The 24,363-nt window shown below is 55.0% G+C and carries 20 protein-coding genes and 1 tRNA gene; 14 read left to right on the top strand and 7 right to left on the bottom strand.

Annotated elements, in window-relative coordinates; genetic code table 11:
• Positions 1–45 precede the first annotated feature (45 nt).
• Together rplK and CGZ80_RS00980 are read left to right on the top strand one after the other, a co-directional pair.
• Positions 46–471, top strand: a complete 426-nt coding sequence (gene rplK / locus CGZ80_RS00985; RefSeq protein ID WP_094410915.1) for a 50S ribosomal protein L11 — start codon at positions 46–48, stop codon at positions 469–471.
• Between the two features lie 169 nt (positions 472–640).
• The gene (locus CGZ80_RS00980; protein ID WP_094410914.1) at positions 641–1,858 is read left to right on the top strand and encodes a hypothetical protein; all 1,218 of its coding nucleotides are present in this window, start codon (positions 641–643) and stop codon (positions 1,856–1,858) included.
• Between the two features lie 12 nt (positions 1,859–1,870).
• Here the strand turns inward: CGZ80_RS00980 and CGZ80_RS00975 are convergent, their stop codons facing one another.
• Together CGZ80_RS00975 and CGZ80_RS00970 are read right to left on the bottom strand one after the other, a co-directional pair.
• Positions 1,871–3,193 (bottom strand): MFS transporter, encoded by a 1,323-nt coding sequence (locus CGZ80_RS00975; RefSeq protein WP_094410913.1) that lies wholly within the window; start codon positions 3,191–3,193, stop codon positions 1,871–1,873.
• Positions 3,193–5,388 carry a PQQ-binding-like beta-propeller repeat protein gene (locus tag CGZ80_RS00970; RefSeq protein ID WP_233148156.1) on the bottom strand — a complete coding sequence of 732 codons (2,196 nt, stop codon included), beginning with the start codon at positions 5,386–5,388 and terminating at the stop codon, positions 3,193–3,195. Before CGZ80_RS00970 ends, CGZ80_RS00975 begins: the two co-directional genes overlap by 1 nt.
• Positions 5,389–6,190: 802 nt before the next feature.
• Between CGZ80_RS00970 and CGZ80_RS00955 the strand changes: the two genes are divergently transcribed.
• The 9 genes from CGZ80_RS00955 (at position 6,191) to CGZ80_RS28185 (ending at position 14,911) form a co-directional block, all read left to right on the top strand.
• A complete protein-coding gene (locus CGZ80_RS00955; RefSeq protein WP_094410909.1) occupies positions 6,191–6,394 on the top strand; it encodes a CsbD family protein in 204 nt (67 codons plus the stop codon).
• Between the two features lie 74 nt (positions 6,395–6,468).
• Complete coding sequence (locus CGZ80_RS00950; protein WP_094410908.1) at positions 6,469–7,257, top strand: SDR family oxidoreductase; 789 nt, start codon at positions 6,469–6,471, stop codon at positions 7,255–7,257.
• 246 nt (positions 7,258–7,503) lie between these two features.
• Positions 7,504–7,962, top strand: a complete 459-nt coding sequence (locus CGZ80_RS27470) for a hypothetical protein (RefSeq protein WP_143543677.1) — start codon at positions 7,504–7,506, stop codon at positions 7,960–7,962.
• A gap of 65 nt (positions 7,963–8,027) precedes the next feature.
• Positions 8,028–9,290: a DUF58 domain-containing protein gene (locus CGZ80_RS00935; protein WP_094410905.1), complete on the top strand. Its 1,263-nt coding sequence runs from the start codon at positions 8,028–8,030 to the stop codon at positions 9,288–9,290.
• A complete protein-coding gene (locus CGZ80_RS00930; protein WP_094410904.1) occupies positions 9,271–11,490 on the top strand; it encodes a transglutaminase-like domain-containing protein in 2,220 nt (739 codons plus the stop codon). The genes CGZ80_RS00935 and CGZ80_RS00930 overlap by 20 nt, the downstream gene beginning before the upstream one ends.
• Positions 11,487–12,464, top strand: a complete 978-nt coding sequence (locus CGZ80_RS00925; RefSeq protein ID WP_094410903.1) for an AAA family ATPase — start codon at positions 11,487–11,489, stop codon at positions 12,462–12,464. Before CGZ80_RS00930 ends, CGZ80_RS00925 begins: the two co-directional genes overlap by 4 nt.
• Positions 12,461–12,937, top strand: coding sequence for a hypothetical protein (locus tag CGZ80_RS00920; protein ID WP_094410902.1), 477 nt, complete (start codon positions 12,461–12,463; stop codon positions 12,935–12,937). Before CGZ80_RS00925 ends, CGZ80_RS00920 begins: the two co-directional genes overlap by 4 nt.
• Positions 12,934–14,478: a permease gene (locus CGZ80_RS00915; RefSeq protein ID WP_094410901.1), complete on the top strand. Its 1,545-nt coding sequence runs from the start codon at positions 12,934–12,936 to the stop codon at positions 14,476–14,478. Before CGZ80_RS00920 ends, CGZ80_RS00915 begins: the two co-directional genes overlap by 4 nt.
• A gap of 229 nt (positions 14,479–14,707) precedes the next feature.
• Positions 14,708–14,911 carry a hypothetical protein gene (locus CGZ80_RS28185; RefSeq protein WP_198953600.1) on the top strand — a complete coding sequence of 68 codons (204 nt, stop codon included), beginning with the start codon at positions 14,708–14,710 and terminating at the stop codon, positions 14,909–14,911.
• A 394-nt stretch (positions 14,912–15,305) separates the two neighbouring features.
• Here the strand turns inward: CGZ80_RS28185 and CGZ80_RS00905 are convergent, their stop codons facing one another.
• From CGZ80_RS00905 to CGZ80_RS00895, 3 genes are all read right to left on the bottom strand, one after another.
• Positions 15,306–15,788: a VOC family protein gene (locus tag CGZ80_RS00905; RefSeq protein ID WP_094410900.1), complete on the bottom strand. Its 483-nt coding sequence runs from the start codon at positions 15,786–15,788 to the stop codon at positions 15,306–15,308.
• 108 nt (positions 15,789–15,896) lie between these two features.
• The gene (locus CGZ80_RS00900) at positions 15,897–16,406 is read right to left on the bottom strand and encodes a DinB family protein (protein WP_094410899.1); all 510 of its coding nucleotides are present in this window, start codon (positions 16,404–16,406) and stop codon (positions 15,897–15,899) included.
• A 241-nt stretch (positions 16,407–16,647) separates the two neighbouring features.
• A tRNA-Leu gene (locus tag CGZ80_RS00895) sits at positions 16,648–16,732 on the bottom strand.
• 484 nt (positions 16,733–17,216) lie between these two features.
• Here CGZ80_RS00895 and CGZ80_RS00885 point away from each other — a divergent pair.
• From CGZ80_RS00885 to CGZ80_RS00875, 3 genes are read left to right on the top strand one after another with little or no spacing between them, the layout of a single operon-like run.
• Entirely contained in the window at positions 17,217–19,490 is a 2,274-nt protein-coding gene (locus CGZ80_RS00885) for a serine/threonine-protein kinase (RefSeq protein ID WP_094410897.1), read from the top strand.
• 47 nt (positions 19,491–19,537) lie between these two features.
• Complete coding sequence (locus CGZ80_RS00880; protein ID WP_094410896.1) at positions 19,538–20,935, top strand: glycosyltransferase family 4 protein; 1,398 nt, start codon at positions 19,538–19,540, stop codon at positions 20,933–20,935.
• Positions 20,936–20,939: 4 nt separating this feature from the next.
• Positions 20,940–21,503, top strand: a complete 564-nt coding sequence (locus CGZ80_RS00875; protein WP_094410895.1) for a class I SAM-dependent methyltransferase — start codon at positions 20,940–20,942, stop codon at positions 21,501–21,503.
• A 15-nt stretch (positions 21,504–21,518) separates the two neighbouring features.
• On the opposite strand, the gene CGZ80_RS00870 is transcribed toward CGZ80_RS00875, so the two are convergent.
• Positions 21,519–22,856, bottom strand: coding sequence for an ATPase, T2SS/T4P/T4SS family (locus CGZ80_RS00870; protein WP_094410894.1), 1,338 nt, complete (start codon positions 22,854–22,856; stop codon positions 21,519–21,521).
• 208 nt (positions 22,857–23,064) lie between these two features.
• Positions 23,065–24,213 carry a type IV pilus twitching motility protein PilT gene (locus tag CGZ80_RS00865; protein WP_409994530.1) on the bottom strand — a complete coding sequence of 383 codons (1,149 nt, stop codon included), beginning with the start codon at positions 24,211–24,213 and terminating at the stop codon, positions 23,065–23,067.
• Positions 24,214–24,363: the final 150 nt, after the last annotated feature.

Here is a 24,363-nt window from a genome sequence, read left to right as displayed (position 1 = left end):
CTCTCCAAATATTAACACAACGTCTAGAAGACAGATAAAGCAGTCATGGCAAAGCAAGTTACCGGCCAAGCAAAATTCCAGGTTCCCGGCGGTCAAGCAACTCCCGCTCCTCCAGTCGGTACCTCGTTGGGTAAATACGGTGTCAACCTTGGACAGTTCGTCCAAGCATTCAACGACCGTACCAAAGAGTACAACGGAACCCCGATCCCCGTCGTCGTCACGGTTTACAACGACCGTAGCTTCGAGTTCATCACCAAGAGCCCTCCAGCCGCTTCGCTGCTGAAGCAAGCTGCCGGAATCGCAAAGGGCAGTGGCGTTCCTCACATCGAAAAGGTCGCGAAAGTCACTCGCGCTCAGTGCGAAGATATCGCAACCAAGAAGATGGCTGACTTGAACGCTCGCAGCATGGACCAAGCCATCCGCATGATCGAAGGCACCGCTCGCAGCATGGGCATCGAAGTCGAAGGCTAGTTCTTCGCACACCGCTCAGCGTAGCTTTTGCCACGCTTAGAATCCATCAACCGCCCGGCGAAACGCGAAAGCGTTTCGTCAGGGCGGTTTGTTTTTGGTCCGATCCAAGACGCCAAATCACCTCCCCGTTCGTCAGCAAAGATCTGTGACGCTACCGCCGCAACGAGCAATGCTTTCCCATGCCGAGGTCTTGGCGTCGCTGGAGCCAGTTGCGAACGAGGTGCTTTCGATCGCCGGAGCCAACGCGCGGGAAATCGAATTGGCAATTCGGGAAAGAGTCGATCCGGATCAGGTTACGTTTTTGTCAGCCGTCATTGGATTGCAGCCGAAAGCACATCGAAAATTCGGCTCTGGGTTTTGGTGGTGCGATGAGCGTTCTCTTGCCCAGGCAACCCATCAGCGAGTGGCGTCGCTCAAAGCAAGCTGGCTTTCCGGGTTCAATGTCTTCGACATCTGCTGTGGGATTGGTGCGGATGCGCTAGCGACGGCGCGGTCGTTGGGCCGGGGGAATTCGTTGCTGGCGGTCGATTCGGATCCGCTGACTGCCGCCATGGCGATGCGGAATCTTGCCATGCATTTACCGGTTGATGCCCAATGGCAAGTGAACTGCATGGATGCGGCCGAGGTCCAGCTTCGATCAGAGAGTTTGATTCATCTCGATCCTGATCGACGGACAAAGCAAGGACGGAAAACGCGGCCCGAGGACTATTCGCCGTCATGGGAAGTTGTCGAAACGCTGATCAACCAGTGCGATGGAGCGGTTGCCAAAATTGCCCCGGCCGCCGACATCGAAGACCATCCAAATCGACACCGCGTCTGGATTTCCTATTCAAGCAGCGTTCGTGAGCAAACGATCCTGACGGGACGGGCAATTGAATCGGCAAGTAAAAGCTTGTCGTTGGATTTGCCAATCGGCGGACGAAGTGCTGTCATCGTTTGCAAACAAACAAGCCATGTCTTCGCTGCGGACCGAGCCCGTTGCGAAGCCAGCCAGATCGGCTCGTCAGTTACCGACATCAAGAGTCCGCTGGGCTATATCATTGCCCCGGATCCTGCGATCCGCGCGGCAGGTTTGACGGAAGCTTTTGCCGAGCGACACGGATTGTCGACGCTCGGTGGCCCTGCAGGATTTCTTACATCAGACACACCTGTCGAAGGACCACTAGCGATCTGCAGACCTGTTCTGTGGAGCGGTAGCAGCGATGACCGAAAGCTACGTCGCACGCTTCGCGACCTCGACAGCTACCCCGCAAGTGTGAAAACCCGCGGGGCAGCCGTGGACGCGAATACTTTGGAGCGACGTTATCGAACTTGTGGCGAAACACCGGTCACGCTTTGGATCGGCAAAACTGGGAAACGACAATACGCCGTCATCAGCGAAGCCTGAGTCAAACGGAGTCTACTCCGCAGTTTCCGGCTTCGGTTCTTCAAGGAAGAACGATAGAACACTTCCCACCAGGTATGTTCCCAGCGCAACGGCCCCCGCGGCAAATGCCGCATCGTGTGACGGGATAACCGTAATCAGCCAAGCCGTCACGGCCGCGAATGATGTCCCGATCATTCGACCACCGATGTTCGCGGCAAAGCTTTCGCCGGTACCGCGAAGGTGCAACGGGAAAACCTGAGGCAGGTAGTTGCCCCAAAAGCTGAACTGGGCCACCGTCAACAACCCGGCAAAGAAAATCCCAAGTTTCAGCCCCATGAGCCCGCTATCGATCGCGACGAAATAAACGAGCGGCACCACGATTAAACCTGGCCATTGAAAGAGCCGCAGCAATCGACGTCGACTGACGACATAGATTGCCATCGTGGCGAACACGAACCGCCCGATCAATCCGCCGATTTCTTGGTAGCCGTTCACCGTCGCTGCAGTTTGTTGTTCAAACTGCTTCCGCTGTGGTACAGACATCGACTCCGTTTGGCTTTGTACGTCTTCTAGTCCGGGGACGATCGAAGGCGTTTGCTGAAGCGCACCGAATGCCGCACCGTAGCTGCAAGCGAACATCAAGGTTGTCACGATGGTTGTCTTACGCAATTCCGGTGAAAACAACTCTTTCAAGCTCGGACGTCGCAATTGCCCCGCCAACTTTTTCTCTTGCCACTTCGGCGACTCGGGCAAAAACGGACGCACCAGAATCAGGGGCAACGCCGGAATCACACCTGAGATCACCGTATAACGCCAAGCTTCGTGTCCGCCCGCAATCTCGGGAAGCGATGTCGCGTAGCGGATTGCCAACAAGTTGGCTGCCGTTACCAACAAACCACCGATCGAACTAAACGCTTGGGTGTACCCGAGCGCCGCCTCACGCTGTTTGGCATCGTCAAACAATTCCGCCAACCATGCCACAGCGGCGACGAATTCGACGCACACGCCAACGAAAACGAGGCATCGACAAACCAGCAGCATCGGTAGCGATGTCACGAAACCACAGGCAAGTGCGGCAAACGCGTACAACAAGATGCTGAACGTCAACACACGTCGACGGCCAAGCGTGTCGGTCAAATAACCGCCGCCCAGTCCAACGATCCCGCCGATCATCGCAGGCACAAAAAACAATACACCGCGCCAATACTCGAACTCAGGCGTGCCGGGCGCGATCCCACCCAACTCGGCCAACGCCGGACGCAGAATCAGCGGCAGCATCAGAAGTTCGTAGATATCAAACGCGAACCCAACGGCGGCAATAAAGCAGACGATCCATTTCGTCCTTGTTGAAATCATCACTGGCTTACACTCACGTTGTCGATAAAGATTTCTGCGCGGGTCGCATTTCCAAACAATCCGGGACTGCCGTTTCTGTTCGGTGACGGGTCAGTTGCCGTGACCGTCCAATCGCTTGGTTCCGCTTCGTCGCGTGGCCAAACTTTTCCGTGAAGTCGCACTTCGTTGGTTTCCTTGTCGTTTTCGATTTGTAGTTTCAGTCGGTACCAGGTTCCTGCTTTCCATGTGACCGGAGCACTCTTCGCCATCCGCAGTTGAGCAGCCCAGGTGCGAATTTGAAGCTGTTGTGATTGCCCCATCAGGTCGAGAACGTAGCGTTGACCGATCAGCCCCATGTCTGGCAAACCGTCTTCGCTAGCTCCCGCCATCACATCGGCCGAAATCGTGTAGCCATTCATTTCGGTTGATCCGAACCACGTTTGGCTGCGTGTTCCTTTTGGGATTGTCGAGATTTTGACCAGTACGGGTTCGCCATCGACAACACGCGTTTCGTGCCGATAGCGTGCGCCAATCCAAGTGATCGGCACTTCGCCAGCTGAAAAATCAAAGGCCCACGGGGTGGCCGGTGTGTAGCGGTACCGTGCGGTGCCACTGACATCGCCAAGCCGGGCTTTGACAACGATCGCCTCGTGCTGGCTACCACTCGATGCAGTCAATCGGCCCTCGGAAACGGTTGCCGGCCCGGTGACTTCCAATTCGACCGATGCATTCAAGGCAACCGGTTGTCCTAGTTCGTTGTACGCATGGACTTCCAAAGGCACACTTTGTCCGGGCGTCAACAAAGCCTCGCACGGAACGATTTGCAGGTGCGTGATTTCTGAATCAGGATCCGGCGATTCGACAACTTCCGCAGTCACTGCCTGCGACAGGGATCCTACGTCCGGTGTCGACTTGACACCAAAACAGAGCAAGCCTTTCGTCGTTGGCAGATAAACCAACCCGTTCGCCGCAACCATTGATCCGCCAACTTCGGTGCCGCCGGGCAAACGCGATTTATAGAGGCTTTCAACACCCTCGTCCGTTGGCCGCAACACATGAATTTGCCCGGTGGAGGTCGCGGCGTAAATTTTGCCGTCGGCGTACAACATTGTGCCGCGCATCGCGGTGCCTAATTTCAACGGACGGCCGATTTCCTCCCCTGTAGCCGCATCGAGGACGTGCAGGCGGGAGGAATCTTCGACGACATAGACTCGCGTACCGAGCGTTTCATCTTCGACTAAAAGCGGTGAGCTCTTGCCGTTAATCAAATCCAACGTGCGCCAACGTTCCACGCTTTCCGAACCGGCAGCCGCTGCTTCACCGTCGATTGCGACCACGGCGCCCATCGCGGTACCGCTAGGGTTTTCTTCACCGTGCCCAATAAAGATTGTTCCATCCGAGGCGATGGTCGGCGAAGTGTTGATCCCGCGACGCGAAACCGGATGGTGCCAAAGCGTTTTCCCGGTGCGTGCCTGAATGCCGTACAGCTCTCCATCACCGGCACCGCCGACCAACAACCATTGCCCACCAAAGTTTCGCACGACCGGTGTGCTGTAGGTCGTGTCCTCGGGCAATGGTCGTGTTTCCGAAGCCCAAACCAATCGCCCGTCAGTCTTATCAAATGCAAAGAATCGGTGCGCCGGCCGCGCCGTCGCGTCCCAACCTGTCGTCACACCAGAAATGATGACGAGGTTTTCAAAGATGACCGGCGTGTTGGTGCGGCCACCATAAGTGCTCAGCATCCCGAACTCTTCGGAAAGTGATCGCGACCAAATCGTCTGACCATCGATGGCATCAATGCACTGCAATAAACTGCACGAGCCGAGCACATAAACGCGATCGGATGAAGGATCGCCGGTAACATTCGACCAGCCGATCCGTTCCGCAGGAAAATCGGTGAGGAAGACGTTGTAGATATTCTCCCACAGCATGCTACCGCTGGCCGCATCAAGCGCCACAACCTTTTCGGCTTCGGTCGGAGTCCCCGGCAGATGGCGAACGATTGTGAACAGTCTCCCATTCATGACGACGGGAGTAGAGATCCCTGACGCGGCTTCGCTTTTCCAGACCAGGTTCTGTTCGCCAGTTCCTTGAAGAACCAATTGATCGGGCAGGCCAGATTCCGGCGAGTGATTGTTTTGTGTTGGACCTCGCCACGATGGCCAATCGTCGGCAAACAACGACAACGGCAGACTCGCCGCGATCGAAACTGACACCACAAAAGAGTTGCGGCGCCAACCATGAAGTGTGTTCAAGTGACACTCATCAAGAGGAAGGGGGGGAAGGTAGCAGGCGTTTGATTGCCGGAGAGCAACCAGGGGCCGGTAGCATCAATTGTGCCGGCCGAAGATTTGAAACACCGGAAAACGCAAATGTTCTGCCGAGCAGGACAAAAAACGTCCAGAAATTACATTCCCAAATGCTTGCAGGGGCTGAGCTACGCAGCCGACTTCGCGGACAAGCAAAACAACGAGAGAGAGTTTTCCAGCAGTGGAAAACTTCTTGCCGCATACGCAGCAAAGCGGGGCGTGCGAGATGCTGAAAACACCAGTTGGGAGGCCCGCCGATGTGGGGCAGACACGGCAAACCTGAATCCCCAACTGGCACGTGGAAGATTAATCAAGTGATCATACAAATACTACGAGGCTGTCCGTACACCCTCAATGACATCCTGGGATACACGAAGAACAACCCCTCCATTTGATGCAGAGTCGCTTCGGGTCAAAGTCGCTTTCAGCTAGCCCAGAGTTGCTCAAGACAAACGGGGCAGCGTACAGCTTGACCGGTTTCCGTCCGACCGAGCAGCTTCACTGGCTCGATCGGATTCATCTCATTGGGGTTGGGCTGAACAAAGTTTCGAAGGCAAATCGCACCAAACGTTCTGATTTCTCAGTCAAACAAGCAATCGGGTCGACGATCGGATCAGGTCATCCGCCGTTTGGTCCGTCAGATGCGTACTCGCCAGTTTCCAGTGCGAATGTCTCGCACGAACGAAACCTCTAAACCAAAGGCGATACGATGAACTGGGATCAAATCGAAGGAAAGTGGAAACAGGTCAAAGGCCAAGCCCAACAGAAGTGGGGCGATCTTACTAATGACGACCTCGATCGAATCGATGGTCACCGTGAAGAACTTGTCGGACGTGTCCAAGAGCGTTACGGCATCGCGAAGGAAGAAGCGGAACGTCAAGTCAAAGACTTCGAAACCGCATGCAAGTGCTAGTCTGCCTGACAGCTGACCGGTCGACTCGATCGACCAAAGAGTAACGAGAGCCACCTGCTTGATTGGACAACCGGATGAAGATTGATCTTAGTGATGAAGTGATCTTGGTGACTGGCGGAAGTGAAGGCATCGGTGCTGGCATTGCAAAATGCTGCGCCGATTGTGGAGCCAGGGTGGCCGTCCTGGCTCGGGACCAGCGGGAACTTCAGGATGTCGTCGACGAAATCGAAAGCGACGGCGGCTCGGCGATGTTGGTTGTGGCTGACGTCACCGATGAAACCGAGATGAAGACCGCGATCGAGCAAGTGGTGGAGCACTTTGGGAAATTGACCGGATTGGTAGCTAACGCGGGTACCAATGGGACATGGACGCCGATTGACGAGATGTCACCCGAAGAGTGGCGGAGCACCATCGACGTCAACCTAACCGGTACGTACTTGGCCATCCATTTCAGTGTGCCTTTTATGCGCCACGCTGGCCGTGGGGGAATCGTGATCATGTCTTCGATCAACGGAACTCGCACGTTCAGCAACGAAGGTGCCTCGGCCTATGCGTCGAGCAAAGCAGGGCAGTACGCACTGGGAAAGATGCTGGCCCTCGAACTGGCACCGTCGAACATTCGCGTCAACGTTGTCTGCCCCGGGGCAATCACTTCAGGGATTCACGCCAAAACGGAGCGGGACGACTTGGAAAAGATTGAAACGCCAGTCGAGTACCCCGAAGGTGATATCCCATTAACTCGCGGTGAATATGGAAAGCCACATCAAGTCGCTGAATTAACCGCGTTTCTTTTGAGCGGATGCAGCGGGCACATCACCGGATCCCCTGTGTGGATTGACGGCGGTCAGTCGTTGATCGTATAAGCCCCGAGTAGATTCTGTCCGCCGAATTTCAGCATGATCTTCGTTGTGAATCGATGAATTTGCCGAGATTGCGGGCCGCGAACGAACCTGATCCGTTGACGTTTCGTAACGAGCCGACGAAACTGGATTTGTTCCTTGGTCGGACCAGAATCCCAGACAGCTCTCCGAAAGGCAGCCGCCTGCACTCCCTGGTGGGTGGCATGCAACTGCCAATCGCTTCACTGGCGAATCACTGCCGGCATACCATTGAACGCATTCCGCCACCTGCTCACCTGGACAACCATCGTGGTGTTGCTGACCAGCAACATTGCCGGTTTGGTGCATGTCGGATGCCTGCAGTCAAACACTTGTTGCTGCTCGGACGTCTGTGACGTCACTTCTTCGCATCGCGATTGCGATCTCGCCGATACTGACCACTGCCAACGCGACTTGTCGGTTTCGTTGCGTGAACTTCGGGAACGTCGGGCGAGAGCGTTTGCGGACTCGACTCCTTCGGAATCACCGAGTCAGCATGATTCGGAACATTGCAGCATCTGCCAGAGTTTCTACACGTCGCGATGGGGCATGCTCCTATTGCCAAGCGTGGAGGTTTCTGACTCGACCGCACCTGAATTTTCAGGTCGTGTCGCTGAGCGAGTCGCCGCAATTGCAGTTCGTAGCGACGACAACTTTCTGCGTGGACCGCCATCGAACGCAACAGCCTGACCGATTTGGTCGGGCGAAGCCGTTTGGTTTTGCAGCTGTTGTCGTTTGATCTGAGGTACGCTCTCATGGCCATGGTCCATGATGCGCCCAAAGGCAATCACTGGTTGGTGCGTTTGCTGACGACCGACTATTGCCCTGGCGCGAATCGTTTTTTGTATTGGTTAAAAGAACCAGCCGGTTGGTTTTGTTGTGCGACACTAGCATCGGCACTGATCGGTCATTCGGTCTCGCCGATCGGTTGGACGCTGGCAGCTTGTCTGTTGACGCTTCTTGTTGTCGGAATGGCATGGCCTTGGGTCGCGGTTCGTTCTGTCCAGTGCGAGCTTTCTCCGGACCAGGACCGCGTCCACGAAGACTCATGCTGCCAGTTCACGCTGACCGTCACCAATCGACTGCCAATTCCCGTTTGGGGACTCGCCATCGATGGTTTTCTTGAACAACAAAAGCAACCTCTCGATGGCCAGTCGATGCCGACCGTGGCGTTGGCGTTTGTACGTGGCTGCTCTCGCAGCACCTACCGATTCGAGGCTCATCCACAAGTACGGGGGCTGTACCCGACCGAGGTGACATTGATCACCTGTGCGTTTCCGTTTGGGATTTGGACGGCGAAGAAACCGCTGACGAAAGCGGTTGGCATCACAGTCTGGCCAAAGGTCTATCCCATTGGAGGTCGAATTGCTGCATGCGGAAGCGTCTTGTCCCAGGAAGGCAACGGACAGAGAAGAGGGATGCGAGGCGACTTCACTGGTGTACGTGACTATCAAACCGGTGATTCGATCAAGCATATCAACTGGGTCGCTACCGCACGCAATGAACGCCTGATCGTCACCGAACGCGGTGCACCGCAATGTCCTCAAGTCGTCGTGTCTGTTGACACTTCATGCGGCGCATCACCCGAGGCTCTTTCGGATCGCATTCGGGTCGCGGCAAGCCTGTTGGTTAATTTGCATCAATCGCAAGTTCCCTTGCAGGTCGAAATCGGTTCCAAGGCATTCGTCCCGCGTCGTGGCTATCAAGGTCGCGTTCAAATCCTTGATCAACTCGCAAAGGTTCCATTGCTGGGCGATCGTTCGCGATCGCAGCAAGCCCTGTTCGCGTCCGCTAGACCGCGTCCGGAACATTTGATTTCGTTCTCTGCAAATGCCGCCACCGTGATCACGATTTCGTCGAATGCGGAAGGCAATCCAGTGCTCTGCACCATGGATCTAAACAGCGCACATCGACGCACCGCATCCCATCGCCATCACACGATCGATCGGCAGGATGATTTGGCCCGACAACTGAGCACCTTCTGGACGGAGCGAGCTGATGCTATTCAAGTCGCGTAGGCTGCTCGAATCGGTATTTCTAGCAGTCGTTTCGATCGCATCTGTTTTTCAACTTCGTGCCCCAGCCGAACTGCAATCGCTGTTGTGGTCAGAAGCGATACTGATCACAGCTTTGCTGTTGGCGAGCCTCCTTGGAAGCAAACGTGTCCGCCGTGTTTGCGTGATCGCAATCCCATCGGCACCCGTTCTGTTTGGCGTTCTAGCAAGATTCCTCGGACAACCGGTCGCATTCGAACTGACCGCGTTTTCCACGCTGGGCTGCCTCGCGTTGGCGCTTGCTTGTCAAACAATCAAACCTCGCTATGTCGGCTTGTCAGTTGTTATCAGTGGATTTTTGGTCCTGTTTTCAAGTTCAATCAGCGACGATCGATCCGCTTTCGTTTTTCCGCTGCTTTGGATGGTCGGCTGTGTTTGGCATCTGATCGCAAACCGCTGGGAACGACTGGATCTGGCAATCCCAGAAAGCGTAACCCGCTCGACGATCAATCGCCCCGCTGCCGTTTTGTTCTCGGCGATTCTGTTATTTGGAACAGCCTATTACGCGAAACATCATACGCTTCATACGAGCAAGCTTGGCCTCGGAATAATGCCGACCAGTGGCGGATCAAAGTGGTCGGATCCTGCCGCGCGAAATGGTGTCGGCACTGGTGACGCCGCGATCGCCGCAAAGGATCACGCAGAGTCCTTTGGCGCTGTGGATACGGATGTCTTTATCGAGTCGACCGAATCGTCACTGTTTGACATGTTCAATGACATGGTTGGCGAGCCCAAAAAGCGAACGAAGTACGAACAGCGGCAGGCTCTCGCAAATCAAAACCTTATCCCTTCACACGAACAGACGTCCAAAAGCGAGCAGGGCAGCAGCTCGTTCTCCACCGACCGTTCGGCGCCACAGGAACACAATCACTTTGACAACGTCGTCAACGACAGTGTTTTGCAATGGGAAGGCCCGACCGGGATTCGTTTGGCATTACATCGCTACGACGAATTTGATGGCATCGTCTGGACTTCGTCCGATCACGAATCAGCCAATCGGGTTCATCACTCAACGATTGACGGCAACGATTGGTTCTTTGATCCGAATTCACAGTCGTGGCGCAACACCGGCGAAATCTCCGTCGGACTTGTCAAAGTCTTGCGATTAGATTCACCCAGAATTCCAGCGCCGATGATGACCGCAGGACTACATGTCAAAGACATCAACCGCGCAGACTTCTTTGAAATCGCGGAAGACGGTTGCTTTCAGATGCCGGGCCGTGACAAAGTTCCACCGTTGACCGTGTTTCACCTCGCCTGTGGTTGCATCAGCGAGGATGACATTCGTAGTGGCTTGACGGCTCAACACGCATCGCTCGATTCACAACAAAGTGACTGGCAACAGCTGACACACTCAATCACCCGAGACCTGTCAGGCGACTACGAGAAACTGGATGCGGTGATCAAGTACCTACGATCCGAATTCACGTTTGATCGGGCTTCGGTGCCTCGTGATGGCGTTCCGCTGCAACGCTTTGTGCAGTCGCGAAGTGGTGGAGACCACTTGTTCGCCACGGCAGCCGCAGTGGCAGCACGTCACCTAGGCCTTCGGTCTCGGCTGGTTACAGGGTTCTATGTGCGGCCGGATTCGTTTGAATTCGCAGCCGGACACGCGTCAGTCTTGCCTTCCGACGTCCACGTCTGGGCCGAAGTCCAGCTTGACGATGGACGCTGGTTCGAGATCGAAGCCACGCCCGGGTATATCGCACCGGACTTCAAAGCGTCACTCTGGCTACGTTCGCGACAAGCAGCGGCCATGTATTGGCCGCACGGATTGATGACGCTTTGCATCACATTGATGGTTGTATTCACGCGTCAGCGGTGGATCGATGTATGTCTTGTTGCCCGGTGGAAAGCGGCATGCTGGATGTCCCCGCGACACAAATATCGATTGGCGATTCGAACCATTGAATCGCGAGCCCGGATGCTTGGCATGCCCCGAATGATCGGCCAGACACAGCGTGAATGGATTCGATCGTTGACACAAAGCGATCAATTAATTCTTTCCAACGCGATGCAATTCTGTGACATCGCCGACCACTTGTCATTCGGCTCCAGCGCCAGTGACAACGCCCCATCAATCTGCACCGAAGCGGCCAAACAACTCGTTCGCACTCTCGATCGCCGCACTCTCGCAAGACTTTTAGCCCACCCAACATCATGAGTCCAACCACGACTTCAGAAACGATATCGCCGCTGACTTCGCCAGAGCGACTGCAGCAACTGCGCAACCGTCTCTGTGGCACGCTTCTTGGAAAGCAACGCCAGATTGACTTGGTGATCGCTTGCCTATTGGCCCGAGGGCACTTGTTGCTTGACGACCTGCCAGGAACCGGGAAAACGACACTCGCCAAAGCGATCGCTGACGCACTACATGGACGATTGTCGCGTGTCCAGTGCACGCCGGACTTGATGCCTGCGGACATCACCGGTTTCAGTATGTTCAACCAGAAAACCCGTGAATTCGAGTTTCATCCCGGTCCTGTTTTCGCAGATGTACTGCTTGCCGACGAACTGAACCGTACAACGCCTCGAACGCAAAGTGCTTTGTTGGAAGCGATGGCGGAACGTCAAGTTTCGATCGACGGTAAAGTCCATCCATTGACGCCAACCTTCTTTGTCATCGCGACCCAAAACCCGATCGACTCGCTCGGGGCCTACCCGCTACCGGAAGCCCAACTCGATCGATTCACAATCAAGCTGCGAATCGGCTATCCGGATCGGCAAGCACAACGTGAAATCCTCCGTCGCCAAATCAAGTCTGCTGGCAACGACCAAACACATTCGATCACCGACTCGACATCGCCGTTGACGCTCCAAGAACTTCGTGAGCTTCAAGATGAAACTCAGGGCATCGAGGTGCACCCTCGCGTCAGTGACTACTTGATTGACTTGGTCGAAGCCACACGTAGCGATCCGGCGATCGAGCTTGGTGTCAGTCCGCGTGGCATGTTGCACTGGCAAGCCATCGCGCAAGGCTGGGCAATGCTTCAAGGGCGTCGCTTTGTGACCCCAACCGATGTCGTTGATGTTGCCAGACCGGTGCTTTCGGTCCGACTGTTAACACATGGTGAAGCGGTCGAAGACGTGATTGATCGCCTATTACACACCGTTGCCGCACCGGAGTACGGGGCATGAGCGGCACGAGAAGCATCTATTCAATCGTTGGTGTTCTCGTCAGCGCGTTGCTGACCGCAGGTTGCACATCGGATGATCGAGATCACCAGTCACATTTCGACCATGACCATCTGGTTGTCGAGCATTGGCCAGACGACCTCACAGACGTGTCTCGCAAGATTCGCAAAGAACTCGATGCGACCAAAGATGCTTCGGGGGAGAAATCTGCATCGATCGACAGAATTCGAGAGTTGGTCAGCTGGGGACCAGAATTCGCAGCCGACTCGGAACTGACGGAACGGCAGTGGATCCCGATCGCCGATGCCAGCACTGCCCTGACGAAACGGCTCGATACGCGGGAGGCGATTCTTACTCCGGAGGATCGCGACGCGGTGCTCCGCTTTTGCGACTTAATCGATCGCGCCGCCACCAGCCTGGCCATTGAAAACACAACGGTTGAAGCGAGCGAACTCCCAACAGGAAACTCGTCATGAACCCAGCAGTTCAACTCTTCGTCGGCGGCTTCACACGATTTGTCCAAGGCTTCTGCGCAGCCGCGCCAACGCTATTGGTCGGACTGTTTATCGCCGCGATCCTTCGTTACTACGTTGGCCGAAACGGCACACGCCGGTTATTTGGCGGCGACTCGATTCGACAACTGCCGCAATCCTGGTTGATCGGGATGCTGTTACCGGTATGCTCGATCGGCGTATTACCGATTCTTCGTGAAATGCGTCGCGCCGGAATTAAACCTGGTGCGATGTCAGCATTTGCGCTTTCGGCACCGCTCTTCAATCCGCTTTCGCTGCTCTACGGGCTGACATTAAGCCGCCCTTTGGTCATCATCCTGTTCGCAGCCGGATCGCTGCTGATCGTGACCGTTTTGGGTTTGGTCTGGGACGCGATCGACAGACGTTCCAAGCTGACGAGTGCGTCGCCAAGCGTCCCTGACGAATTGCACGTCATCGGACTACGTCGACTGGCAGCGATGCTGATGCAGCTCGGCCGAGAAACGACAGGGCTGACGATGCTCTCTGTCGCGTTGGCGCTCTTCGGTTTATTCGCGCTCGCGGCTGTGCTTCCGTTCGGTTCGATGCAAACGAGTGTCGAACAATCCGATCCATGGGCACCGCTAACAATGACCGGAGTCGCGGTGCCTGCCTACGCGACTCCGATGCTGGCGATGAGCCAACTGGGGATGATGTTTCAACACGGCAATTCCCCAGGCGCCGCATTCGCATTGTTGATCCTTGGAACAGGATTGAACCTCGCAACGATCGTTTGGTTTGGGTCGCAATTTGGATGGAAGCCAACGTTGATCTGGGGCACATCGCTGCTGACAATCGTCTTGTCGCTTTCGTATGTGATGAATCAGCCGTTGATCCCACCCGGAATTCAACCCGCAGGTCACACTCACGCCTTTGATATCTACTCCAACCCTCTGTCCGACTATCACGACAATGCATGGCGAACGTTTTGGGAAACGGTTGAGAACAACAGCGGCCTAGCGGAGACGCTCTCCATCGTCGGAATCGCTCTGCTTGGAACCTTCGGTCTGTTGCTTCGAATCCTTGGTTTAGATGAATCAAAACTATCGGCCAGTCCCGCCGCCGGCGGACTCGACCGTGTTGTCCCACGAAGTGTGATGGGGACGACAATGTTATCGGGCTTGGTTGCCTTTAGCGTCGTCGCGTGCTTTGCGTACTATCCATCGACCGAAGAATGCTTGGCGGAAATTTCGATCGCGCGAGCAGAATGCTTGTCGGCTTCAATGAGCGGCAATACCGAACATGCGTTGTTCTGGTTGCCGGTTTGGGAAGATTGGAGTCGCAAACTAGAAGTCGGTACCTTTTTGCGCCGTGGCACGCTTCGCCGATACCAGCAGATGCAAGGTTATTTGATCCGCAAGAAGTTAGAGTTGCTCGAACACGAGCTTGAACATGACGAAGTCCATCAGGACGAGGTGCTCGACATCGTGCATGAGATTTTAGCAACCAATCGCCGCTGGGTCGCATCCTTTAAACCCAGCAACTAACCGCTGGAGTCTAGGCTTTAGCCGATTTTTTGCTCTCCTCAATCGCCAGCCCTGTTCGAATCCCCAATCATTCGATGATGCTGATAAACTGAGAAGGTCTTCGTCCGAAATCAGAAGTCATCAAATGAGATGAGTCTCTTCGACTATGTACCGTTGGCGGCGTTTATCATACCAGCAACGCGCGGAGGTATTGGCTGACCGCCGAAGACGGAATCACCCCTGCCACAGCGTGCCGCATATCGAATCTGATTGCACCTCGCTCTACATGCTGACTGCAGCGTGCTTTGAACACAGCCCAATCATTGGTAGCTCTCCTGAACGGATTGGCGAATTTGAATCGGACTTGCTGGAAGTCATCAACCAGCACGCCGATCGAGTATTCGTTTGGTGTGTGCTTCCAAACCACTACCATGTATTAGTTGAATACCACTGATCTGACAGCAATGTTGCGTTCGATTGGTCAATTGCACGGCCGAACATCGTTTTATTGGAATGGTGATGACAAGCAGCGAGGGCGAAAAGTTTGGCACAACGTCGCTGAAACGGCGATGAAATCGGAAGGACATTTTTACGCCTCTGTGAACTATGTATTGCACAACGCTGTTCATCATGCTACGTCGAGAAATGGACCGACTGGCCGTATTGCAACGCACGTGATTACCTGCAGGAACAGGGACGTGAACGTGCTTTGGAAGTATGGAAACAGTATCCACTTCACGACTACGGAAAGTCTTGGGATCCACCTGAATTATAAATTCGTGACGACGCTGGCTCTCTCGATTTTGCAGGGGAGACGTAAAAATCGGCTAAAGCCTAGACTCCAGCAACTAACCATCGAAGGCGTTTTTTAGTGCGGCGAGATCGAGCTTGGTCATTCCATTCATCGCTCGCATCGCTCGATTGCGTTTCTCATTGCCTTCGTCGAGCAACATTTTTGTGAACGGCTCGGGAACGATTTGCCAACGTACACCGTATTTGTCCTGCAACCAGCCACAGACAATCTCGGCTCCGCCATCGGCGGTGAGTGCGTTCCAGTACCGATCCACTTCGGCTTGATCGGCGCAATCAACCGACAGCGAGACACGTTCGTTGAATTCTTTTTGCGGGCCGCCGTTGAGTGTTTGGATTCGCATGCCAGCGATCGTGAATTCGACCAACAGTACATCGCCTACTTGTCCGCCTGGCCAATCAATGGGTGAACGCATCACATAGTCGATCGACGAATCGGCGAATAGCGAGGTATAGAAAGTCGCTGCTTCTTCTGCTTGCCCATCCAGCCAAATACACGGAGCAATCTTTGGTTTTGCCATTTATCATTCCTTCTTTTTAGAGAATCGATCGACGTTGCCTTCGCCGTCTGAAAAAACGCAGTGCCGCCTTTCAGGCTCGGCAGACACTGCTGGGGCAGCAACAAGCTGCTAGAACATCAGTGGAGCTTTGCCGAGGGCGCGTCGTGCATCGGCAACTTGTCCGCAGTGAAATGCGAAATGGTTGGTCATTACCAACAGCGTCGTTGCCGCGTTTGGAAAGAACTGCGCGATCATTTCTTCTGTCATTCCTGGCGGCGGCGATTGGAGTGGTTGCTCCAGGTCCGATTCGGCGAGGCCGTCGAGCATTGCCAGATTCAGTGCCCGTTGTTTTTTGTACTCGTCCATCAACGTGTCGAATTCTGGATACTTGGACGCGTCGCTTGATGGGACTGTTGTGGCGCCGAACAGTTCATGCCACTGATTCAGTGTGGTCGATTCTCCCGTGATCATGGAACGAAAGATTTCTTCGACGATCGCCAAATGACCAATCACCCAGAGCGGATGGTTACCGCCCAGCGAAGTCGGTTGCACCAGCGGCGTCTCACGCATGTCGGCGATGATGGCCAAGTGAACTTCGTTCATGTTCAAAACGTTTCGAATCAAATCTGCGGCTTTCATTTTCGTCCGGTGCCTAAGAGCGAGAATCAGAAGCGGTCACACACCGGAACTTGGTCGATTGGCAAGCGACCGGTTCGACAGTACTTTCGAAAAGAAGTTTCGGTAGAAGGCGAATGCGTTTTCATCGCTTCGCCGCTTGCAGCGACACGAATTTTTGCCCCGCCAAGTCATGAAAAACGGGCGTGGCACCGACGAGCGGACCGCGCATGAAAAAACCCCGCTTGTCACGGGGTTTCTTCGATGCGGCCGAGAGGACTCGAACCTCCACGGGATTAACTCCCACTAGGCCCTCAACCTAGCGCGTCTGCCAGTTCCGCCACGGCCGCGTGGTCACTGGACGGAGAAGTTTCCGAGAAAGTTCGTCTCTCGTCAACCTCCCTACGCCGCGTTTGTTCATTTCCCTTTCATTCAGCGAAACGAAACCATACGACCGCGTTTTTCGTCGTTTCTGGAGCGTCGAAACGGGCCTCAAACGTCGGAATTTGTGAAACCGCAGAGATCCCGGGACGCAAAAGAAGCAGTAAAGCACGCTCCTTTCGCGATGCGAAAGCCGATGCTCGAGAATCATCAGGATGCGGGATGGAGTTTTGATTCCCCCCCGCACCCTGAAAGAGATCCCGCTGATGGCTATAATCCATCCTCGGTGGGGAGTTCAACCTCGCCGCTCGCCCGATCGCGTTGGCCCCGAACTGGCTAGGTCGCCCTGAAATTGCGACGGCCCAACAAGCCTGCACACCCAAAGGAAGGGCATCGTCGTGGACCGATCGACCGCACCCCGAAGCAGATCGATTCCAAATTGTGAGCCAGACCATGACTCAACCACTCGACGAATCTGAACCGGATGACGCAAGCCGTGACGATACCGTTGACTTCGAGCTGCAGAAAACGCCCAAAGATCCCGATCGGCCCCGTCCGGCAACACCTTTGACGTCGGCACTGAGCGGTAGCAATGAACCAACGCAGATGTCAGGTTCACGAAAATCGGATGCGTTGACCCGCATGCCAGTCAAACTGGAACCGCCCACTCGCGAAGATTCGATCGGCCGACTCGGGCACTACGAAGTGCTCAACATCGTCGGATTCGGAGGGATGGGTGTCGTTGCACGCGCTTTTGATGAGCAATTGCATCGCAACGTCGCAATCAAGGTCATGTCAGAGCGGCTGATAACCAGCGAGCGGGCCCAGAAACGATTCTTGCGTGAAGCTCGCGCCGCAGCGAGTGTGAATCATCCGAACGTAGTAACCATCCATGCAGTCTCCGAGAAAGACGGCATTCCGTTCTTGGTGATGGAGTTCGTTGACGGTCAGTCCCTGACCGATCGCATCAACCATGACGCACCAATGTGTCTGGAAGATGTACTCCGCATCGGCGCCCAAATCGCCTCGGGGCTGGCCGCGGCTCATCGCCATGGAATTGTCCATCGTGATGTCAAACCCGGAAACATCATGCTGGAAGACGGTATTCAGCGCGTGAAATTGTCGGACTTCGGGCTGGCCAGGCTGCTGGTCGAGAACTCGGACTTGACCAGCATGGGCGATATGGTGGGAACGCCGTCCTATATGTCGCCTGAACAGGTCGAAGGCGAAGAACTGACCCCGGCAAGTGACTTGTTCAGCCTTGGATGTGTCCTGTATTCGATGTTTCGCGGATCCAGTCCGTTCCACGCGGGCTCGTCATACGCAAGTGCCAACCGTGTGCAAAATTTTGACCCACCGCCGGTCTCGTCGTTTGTTGATGGAATACCACCCGAATTTGATCACTTGATGTCGACGCTGCTTTGCAAGTCGCCAAAAGGCCGTCCTCGATCCGCGAAACAAGTTGCCGATTTATTGTTGCAGTGGTCCGCACAGTCACACCAACAACGGATGCCAGCCCACAAAGACGCGACAACCATCCGCCGCCGTCAAACGGCCAAAGAGAATTCGTCTGACCAAGCTCTCAAACGGGCTGCCGCAGTCCTTCTAGCACTCGGTTGCTTGGCAATCGGCACTGGGATCTGGCATTGGTGGTGGGAACCCAATCGCGACACCAGCGGACCGACAGTCGAAGCTGTCCCAGCCTCCAACGATACCGCCGTCCCCGATCGACTTGATGACGGAATCATCGAGGTGAATCCGGATGGCGGGGAAGCAGAGACTCTTCGCGAAGCACTTGCGATCGCGGCGCCACACACCGTGATTCGTCTTTCCGACGGGATTCATTTCGGCCCTTTCCAAATCAACGAAAGCAATCGTCTCGAAGGTCTGCGGATTGAGGGATCGCCTGAATGCCGACTTCTGGGCCCGCTTGATCAACCGGTGTTACAAATCAACGGAGTGAAACGCGTCCAGCTCGACGGGGTTACGGTTGAGGCATCCAGTATCCAATTGGCAATTCATGTTTCTGGCGAATGTGAAGGCCTCACTCTCCAAAATCTACATCTTGTCTCCAAGAACCCCAAGACTCACCGTGTCGGTCAAATTCGATTTGATTTGGGCGCGTCCGGATCAGAAGACGAACCAATGCAGGTCCAAGATTGTGAGTTTGATGCCGGAGCGGTCGCCGTCGTCATCGGATCGCATGACCCGAGTGAACCACCAGTGCGTCACCTGCATGTTCATCACAACCAAATTCGAGCCGAATCGATCGACTATGGAATACCGGTCGTGATTCAAGGCCAAGTTCGATCGATCCTCGTCGAACGCAATTGGATGTCGCGGTCACGAGGCGGGATCAGCTTTCTCTTTCCAATCGCGCGATGTGCCGAACGCACCGTTGTGCGATTCAATACACTCTCACAAACCGATGTTGCCGCATACTTCAATGATTCGGATTTGGATCAAGACATACGGTTCGACGACAACTTGATCGCCGACGCGACGCAGTTCCATACGATCAGTGGCGATATCGAACGCTACTTTCAATGGTGCGCCGAAAACCAATGGGTCGAAACACGATCGATCTTAACACCGATTATCAAAGAATATTTTTCGGTATTGGATTCATCGAAACTGCAATCCGTCCTGCCAGACTCGCCGGACTATTTGGTGCCGATCGAAGGTGAATCGGGAAATATTGCCGGTGTATTTGCGCAGGGTGGCTAAACTGGCTGCCGTAACAGACAGCAATTCCTACCAAAGTGATTGGCACCATGTCTTGGCAACTCTCTGGCGAAGGCTCTCAAGAGTCGACTGAATTTAATGATTTCTACCGCCGAACATTGAATGATGGTCCGATCAGCGAAGCATCGATGTCGAGTGGATCGATGTATGAGACTTCGATGTATGGAGGCTACATTTACCCCGGTCCTACGCCGGAAAGTTCAATGTATGATCGGTCGTTGAACTTTGATCCAAGCTTCGATTCGAACAGCCAATACTACCAACCAAGTGCAATTTACCAGCGTTCCGCGTCGTTGGGATTCCGCTCCTTTCCTGGTAGCGTTTCAGACCTAGAATTGGCGAGCGACGATACTTGGCCGGTTGGCCGACCGCTAAAAATTGCGCACCTCAATGCCGCGTTGATTCCCGCGGGAATCGAATACTGGTTGGCAGCGTTGGCGCGTTACAGCAACCCTGCGCGATTGCAGTTTTTGCGAAGTGTGATCATCACTGATTGGATTGACCCTCGCCAAGTTCGCCGGATGGGAATGCCTGTCGAAATCGGCGGACGTGAAAGCGTGCAACAAGCCGCCCGCGACTGTGACATTCTGTTTGTCTCCGATCCCGGTCCACAGTCGCTCGCGGTGTGCGAGTGGCTAAAAGAATCACCGCCGCCGATTTCGATTTTTGTCGCCCACGGTGATGCGGCCTACACACGCGATCGACTATCGAAAGTCGGTGACGCGATCGACCACATCATTGCGGTAACCGACCATGTTCGCGATGAAGTTTGCGAGGGCTGGCCGGTATCTGTTGTCCTCAACGGAGTCGACCCACACCGCGTCGTTCGCACTCGCCCCAAAGCAGTCTCGCGAGAACAGTTTGGCTTTTCGAATGATGATTTTGTCGTTGGGTTCGTCGGACGGTTCAGTGAAGAGAAAAACCCCAATCTGGTTCTTGATGCGGTCGCCCGTTTGCCACGTCATGTCAAAGTCCTACTGGTCGGATATGGGCCGATGCTAGATGGCTTGTTGCAAACGGCAATGAAACGGATCCCCGGCCGCTTCGTCATCACAGAAGGCAATGGTGATTTGGGTGACCACTATGCGGCAATGGACACGTTAGTCATGCCATCGCGATTCGAAGGCTATGGACTGGTCGCAATGGAAGCGATGATGGCAGGCGTCCCCGTCATCGGGACACCATACGGGATGGTTGCTGACTTGGTCACCGATGGCGTCAATGGGATGGTTGTCGCCCCCGAAAGCAAACAGATTTCTGCCGCGATCGAAAAGCTCGCGAGCTTTCCCAATCTTCGTCAAGCGATCATCCAAGGCGGCTTCGAACTGGCAGAACAGTTCGGTTATGCGAGCGAAATGGCACGCAACTACGAGGACTTGCTTGCGGATCTTTGGATGAAACATCAACGCCAGAATCCGCAGGGGTAATGCGATGCCGATCGGTAGTTACATGGCGATCCCGACGCTCGCGACGGAGTTGATTCACCAGCAACCGAAAACCGTCCTCGACTTGGGAATGGGCTTTGGGATGATGGGTGTCGCCGTGCGTCAATGGTTGGATCTTGGAGTCCATCCATGGAAAACACACGTGTCCGGGGTGGAGGTTTGGGCGTCTTATCGAAATCCCGCGTGGGACTTGTATGACGTGGTGTTTGTTCGTGATATACGCGAACACCTCCAGCTCGACCAACAATCCTATGACATGGTGTTGATTGGCGACGTGATCGAGCACTTCGAAGACACCGATGCCGAGTTGGTCCTGCGGGCCGCGATGAACTTGGTCGGCCCGCGGGGCAGCTTGCTGGTGATCACGCCGGACGCGGCGATGGAGCAGGGGGCGGCACACGGAAATCCTTACGAATGCCACCGGTCTGTTTGGACCGCCGAACGGTTACGTCAAAGTGGTTTTGACATTCTGATTGATGCGAATCATCCCCAGCTCCCGCCCGCCGTTCCGACGGTTGTCGCGCGTTGGAAACCATCGGAACCGAATTAGCGAAACGACAGCGGACTATGCCTTTTTAGCGAAGGCTCGTTTCAATTCATCCAAGCTCGTCAATCCGCGAGCGACCGTCAACACGGCTTCCGTTTGCACGCCGTGGAAACCTTCCGACTTTGCGATCCCGTTTAGCCGTCCCATGTCTTGGGTTTTGGTGATCGCATCGCGGAGCTGCGGGCCGGGGATAAGCAACTCGAAGATTGCGATTCGGCCGAAATAGCCACGCCCGTGGCAAACTGGGCACGGTGTGATCGGCGCGGGTCGGCCGTTTTCGTCGACCTGTTGTTCTGGCGGCGGTGGAATAAACGGTTGGTATAACAACGCGACGCGTCCCGGCGGGATGCCGAGCTGCTGTAGCAATTGCGGTGGCGGCTGGAAACCGATCTTGCAGTTATCGCAAAGTCGGCGAACCAATCGCTGACCAAGAACACAGGCAACGCGACTTGCGATTCGCTGGCGTTGATCGGCGTATTGGGCAACCAACCGGGCGAATCCTTCGACGGCGTTGCTGGAAACCATCCGGGTGACAATTTTCTTGTCCAAGTTCTCGACTTGGTCGAGTGCCATGGAGAACGTTTCGCCATCGACCGGATCGGGAAACATATACACATCGGGCTCTTTTAAGATCGCCTTACGCAACGCTTCGTAAGGTGTCAGCCCAGTCGATCCGCCGTAGAAGTTCGGATTGATGTTGATGATTTCTGGTTCCGGCCGTGACTGCTCCTCGAAGGATTGAAAGTCACGCACCAAACGGTCGGCCGCGCCAATTGCGATATTCCAGGATGTTGTCAGGCCTTCGCCCTTGGGGGCGGTGAGCAACGCGATGTCGCCGTCGGAGTTGAGATGCTGTTTCAGCGTCGCGACCATTTTGTCACGCATGCCAAGATCACTAAGCGTCTCGAACGGAACTTGCTGTGCCTCCAATCGCATCAGAACACGCTCACCAGTCGGAACGCCTTGCGATTGCAGCAGGACCTCGTACTTTTCTTTCTTCAGTTTCGCTTTGACCGCGCCGGACTGTGCGCTTCGGCGGTCGGCGGGGTTCATCAAGCACAATTGCTTGAGCGTGATCAACATCGCGTCGGCACTTTCACGATCGAGCGGCGGCAGTTGTTCCCACTGGCCATCGATCATGTACCGGATGGTGCTACCGGCGGCGGTGAAGTCAAACAGAACTTGGGTCGCTCGCGATTGAATCGCGTGGGAAACCTGCCCAGCGGCGATCGCAAAGCCAGCCCCCTGCCGTGCCCCGATCAACAACGCCTGGGCTTGTGAATTGTCGTTCAGTTTGGGAGTGAATTCGACCGGTGCGACCGACTGCCAAAGCTGAGGCTGAACATCTTGTGGCATTAAAATGCAGAAACAGTGAAAAGGGGGCGGACTGGTAAGCCTCTCGGCACACTACACCATAACTTACCGAGAGTAGCGGCGTCATCGAAGCCGACATCCGAACATTTGCAAAGTGCTAAACATCGCCCGTCGGGCCGGCATTTTCCGGCCCAACGCCCGCGACAGATCGTTCGGACTGACAGAATCCCTGGCCGACAGACTTCAGGCCTTACAGAATCCCTGGCGCTTTGACGTCGATACCCTTGAGAGCCATTTTGAGGGCATCCTTGTTGGGGGCGACGGCGAACGCAGTTGGACGATCGATCAATTCGTCGTCGATCAGACCTTTCAAACTCATCGTAAAGTCCTGCATTCCGTCTTCGGCACCGATACGGATAGCGTCGGGCAGCTTTTCGTCCTTGCCCTCCAAAACCAGCTTCCGGATCGTGGGGTTGAATGTCATCACTTCACACGTAGGCACCCGCGAGACACCTGGCTTGATGCTCTTGAGCAGTTTTTGGGCAACGATGCCTTTCATATTGAACGCGATCGCACTGCGGATCGCGTTGTGCATTTCCTCGGGGAACAAGTCCAAAATACGACCGATGGTGGTCGACGCACTCGCCGCGTGAATCGTCCCGAATACCAAGTGACCGGTTTCGGCCGCGTGAATCGCCGTCATGAACGTTTCTTCGTCCCGCAACTCACCGACCAGGATGATGTCGGGGTCTTCACGAACGGCATGCTTCATCCCGATGTTAAAGTCTTTGACGTCTTGGCCCATCTCGCGTTGGTTGATCAAACATTTATCTTCGGTGAAGATAAATTCGATCGGGTCTTCGAGCGTCAGGATGTGCTTGCGATAAATCGAGTTGATGTAGTTCAGCATCGAACCGATCGTCGTACTTTTACCGCTACCGGTGACCCCGGCGAGCAACACCATTCCCTGTTCGAAGTGACAGAGTTGCTCGATCGAGTCGGGCAGGAACAGGCCGCGGAAATCGGGGATGAAGTTGTTGATCCGGCGGGCGACCAAGCCGATGTTGCCGAGCGACTTAAGCATGTTGACCCGGAAACGCCAGCGGGTACCGTCGACGTCGCAGAGGTATGCAAAGTCAGCACCGCCTTCCTCTTCGAAAATCAGCAGGTTTCGCTGGTCCATCATCGGCAGCAACAGATCAACCATTTCCTCCGAATCGATGGGGCCACGGTTGAGCGGTTTCAGCTCACCACCGACACGCACCATCGGCGGCTGGCCCACTTTCATGTGCAAGTCGCTGCCCTCCAGTTTGACCAAAGCTCGGAAGAACTTGTCGACCTCGAGGGCGTCGCGTTTTTTCAGCAAGCTTTGGCGAAGCCGATCCTTGACCGCTTCCATGGTGGTCGGTTGTGAAACGCGAGGAGCCGGAGGAGCTGATTTGCCGTTGCTGTGAGCCATTGAGTATTTGTGCTAAGTGCGAAAAGGTCGTGGCAATTCCGATAGGCAATCCGCAACAGCGAATTTGGATCGGTCGCAGGGATTGTCGGG

The sequence above is a fragment of the Rhodopirellula sp. MGV genome (assembly GCF_002251265.1).
GTDB lineage: Bacteria > Planctomycetota > Planctomycetia > Pirellulales > Pirellulaceae > Stieleria > Stieleria baltica_A.
Note: the sequence above shows the minus strand (reverse complement) of the source record. Positions and strands in the feature narration are given on the sequence as shown.

Excerpts from the sequence above, each read along its gene's own strand:
- CGZ80_RS00880 (WP_094410896.1), top strand. The coding sequence starts at position 19,538 with ATGTCTTGGCAACTCTCTGGCGAAGGCTCTCAAGAGTCGACTGAATTT.
- rplK (WP_094410915.1), top strand. The coding sequence starts at position 46 with ATGGCAAAGCAAGTTACCGGCCAAGCAAAATTCCAGGTTCCCGGCGGT.
- CGZ80_RS00915 (WP_094410901.1), top strand. The coding sequence starts at position 12,934 with ATGAACCCAGCAGTTCAACTCTTCGTCGGCGGCTTCACACGATTTGTC.
- CGZ80_RS00875 (WP_094410895.1), top strand. The coding sequence starts at position 20,940 with ATGCCGATCGGTAGTTACATGGCGATCCCGACGCTCGCGACGGAGTTG.
- CGZ80_RS00950 (WP_094410908.1), top strand. The coding sequence starts at position 6,469 with ATGAAGATTGATCTTAGTGATGAAGTGATCTTGGTGACTGGCGGAAGT.
- CGZ80_RS00955 (WP_094410909.1), top strand. The coding sequence starts at position 6,191 with ATGAACTGGGATCAAATCGAAGGAAAGTGGAAACAGGTCAAAGGCCAA.
- CGZ80_RS00930 (WP_094410904.1), top strand. The coding sequence starts at position 9,271 with ATGCTATTCAAGTCGCGTAGGCTGCTCGAATCGGTATTTCTAGCAGTC.
- CGZ80_RS00870 (WP_094410894.1), bottom strand. The coding sequence starts at position 22,856 with ATGCCACAAGATGTTCAGCCTCAGCTTTGGCAGTCGGTCGCACCGGTC.
- CGZ80_RS00920 (WP_094410902.1), top strand. The coding sequence starts at position 12,461 with ATGAGCGGCACGAGAAGCATCTATTCAATCGTTGGTGTTCTCGTCAGC.
- CGZ80_RS00980 (WP_094410914.1), top strand. The coding sequence starts at position 641 with ATGCTTTCCCATGCCGAGGTCTTGGCGTCGCTGGAGCCAGTTGCGAAC.
- CGZ80_RS00905 (WP_094410900.1), bottom strand. The coding sequence starts at position 15,788 with ATGGCAAAACCAAAGATTGCTCCGTGTATTTGGCTGGATGGGCAAGCA.
- CGZ80_RS00975 (WP_094410913.1), bottom strand. The coding sequence starts at position 3,193 with ATGATTTCAACAAGGACGAAATGGATCGTCTGCTTTATTGCCGCCGTT.
- CGZ80_RS00925 (WP_094410903.1), top strand. The coding sequence starts at position 11,487 with ATGAGTCCAACCACGACTTCAGAAACGATATCGCCGCTGACTTCGCCA.
- CGZ80_RS00935 (WP_094410905.1), top strand. The coding sequence starts at position 8,028 with ATGGCCATGGTCCATGATGCGCCCAAAGGCAATCACTGGTTGGTGCGT.
- CGZ80_RS00885 (WP_094410897.1), top strand. The coding sequence starts at position 17,217 with ATGACTCAACCACTCGACGAATCTGAACCGGATGACGCAAGCCGTGAC.
- CGZ80_RS00865 (WP_409994530.1), bottom strand. The coding sequence starts at position 24,213 with ATGGAAGCGGTCAAGGATCGGCTTCGCCAAAGCTTGCTGAAAAAACGC.
- CGZ80_RS00900 (WP_094410899.1), bottom strand. The coding sequence starts at position 16,406 with ATGAAAGCCGCAGATTTGATTCGAAACGTTTTGAACATGAACGAAGTT.